Genomic DNA, 1,578 nt, shown 5'->3' with positions numbered 1-1,578 from the left:
GGGCACCTGTTCGGTCTCGCCGGCGGCGTGCTGGCCGCGTGGTGGCTGCGTCCGGACGACGACGAGAAGCCGGCTCCGCCCGCCGATCCGTTCGCCCTCGGCTACGGAGGCCTTCGGTGAGCGATCGGCCCATCGGGATCTTCGACTCGGGGGTGGGCGGGCTCACGGTCGCGCGCGCGATCATCGACCTCCTGCCGGACGAGGACGTCGAGTACATCGGTGACACCGCGAACGGTCCGTACGGACCGCTCACGATCCCCGAGGTGCGGCGGCACGCGCTCGCGATCGGCGACGAACTGGTGCGGCGCGACGTCAAGGCCATCGTCATCGCCTGCAACACAGCGTCCGCGGCGTGCCTGCGCGACGCCCGCGAACGGTATGCGCCCGTTCCGGTGATCGAGGTGATCGTGCCCGCGGTGCGACGGGCCGTCGTCGCGACGAAGACGGGCCGGATCGGCGTCATCGGGACGGCGGCCACCATCGCCTCGCACGCTTACCAGGATTCGTTCGCGGCGGCGCGCGACGCGGAGATCACGGCCGTCGCCTGCCCGCGGTTCGTCGACTTCGTCGAGCGCGGCATCACCGCCGGGCGGCAGATCCTCGGCCTGGCGGAGGGCTATCTCGAGCCGCTGCAGACCGCGGGCGTCGACACCGTCGTCCTCGGCTGTACGCACTACCCGCTCCTCTCTGGGGTCATCCAGCTGGTCATGGGCGAAGAGGTGACCCTCGTGTCGAGCGCCGAGGAGACGGCGAAAGACCTGTACCGCGTGCTGACCGAGCAGGATCTGCTGCGGCCGCACACCGGTCGCGATGCCCGCCGGGTGTTCTCCGCGACCGGCGATCCCGAGCGGTTCGCCGTCCTGGCCAAGCGTTTCCTCGGTCCGTCGATCGGCCATGTCTCGGCTTTTTGACCCGACCTCCCCAACCCCGGGTGACGGACGTGGCAGAGTGGGCTCATGCGGCTGACGGTGCTGGGTTGCTCGGGGAGTGTTAACGGCCCCAATTCTCCGTGCTCCGGATACCTCGTGCAGGCGGACGGCCACCGGCCGGTGCTCATCGACTGCGGCCACGGCGTGTTCGGCGAACTGCTGCAGCACGCCGATCCGAATGAGGTGGCCGTACTGTTCAGCCACCTGCACGCCGACCATTGCATGGATCTCCCGGCGATGCTTGTGTGGCGGCGCTGGGCCCCGATCCCGGCGACGGAGAAATCCCTGCTCTACGGCCCCGCCGGGACCGCGCTGCGCATCGGCGTCGGATCGTCCGAGTATCCCGGCGAGGTCGACGACATCAGCGATACCTACGACGTCCACGAGTGGTACGACCGCCGGCCCGTCGAAGTACACGGCCTGACCATCGAACCGTTCAAGGTCAACCATCCGCCGCAGACGTTCGGGCTGCGGATCACCGGGCCGAACGGTGAGGTGCTTGCCTACAGCGGCGACACGGGTGTCTGCGATGCCGTCGTCGAACTCGCCCGCGACGCCGACCTGTTCCTGTGCGAGGCGTCGTGGACGCATGCTCCGGGCCTGCGGCCGGAGGGCCTGCACCTGTCGGGTACCGAGGCCGGCCAGATGG

At 69.7% G+C, this 1,578-nt stretch carries 2 protein-coding genes; both read left to right on the top strand.

Going from position 1 to position 1,578, the window contains the following annotated elements:
- The first annotated feature begins 116 nt into the window (after positions 1-116).
- Positions 117-911 carry a glutamate racemase gene (gene murI / locus WAX14_RS15935; RefSeq protein WP_422629027.1) on the top strand — a complete coding sequence of 265 codons (795 nt, stop codon included), beginning with the start codon at positions 117-119 and terminating at the stop codon, positions 909-911.
- Between the two features lie 45 nt (positions 912-956).
- On the top strand, positions 957-1,578 hold a 622-nt coding region (locus WAX14_RS15930), incomplete at its 3' end, for an MBL fold metallo-hydrolase (protein ID WP_422629026.1).

Source organism: Rhodococcus sp. (in: high G+C Gram-positive bacteria) (assembly GCF_049299235.1).
In the GTDB taxonomy this organism is placed as follows: Bacteria; Actinomycetota; Actinomycetes; order Mycobacteriales; family Mycobacteriaceae; genus Rhodococcus.
This window is presented reverse-complemented; position numbering and strand designations above follow the sequence as displayed.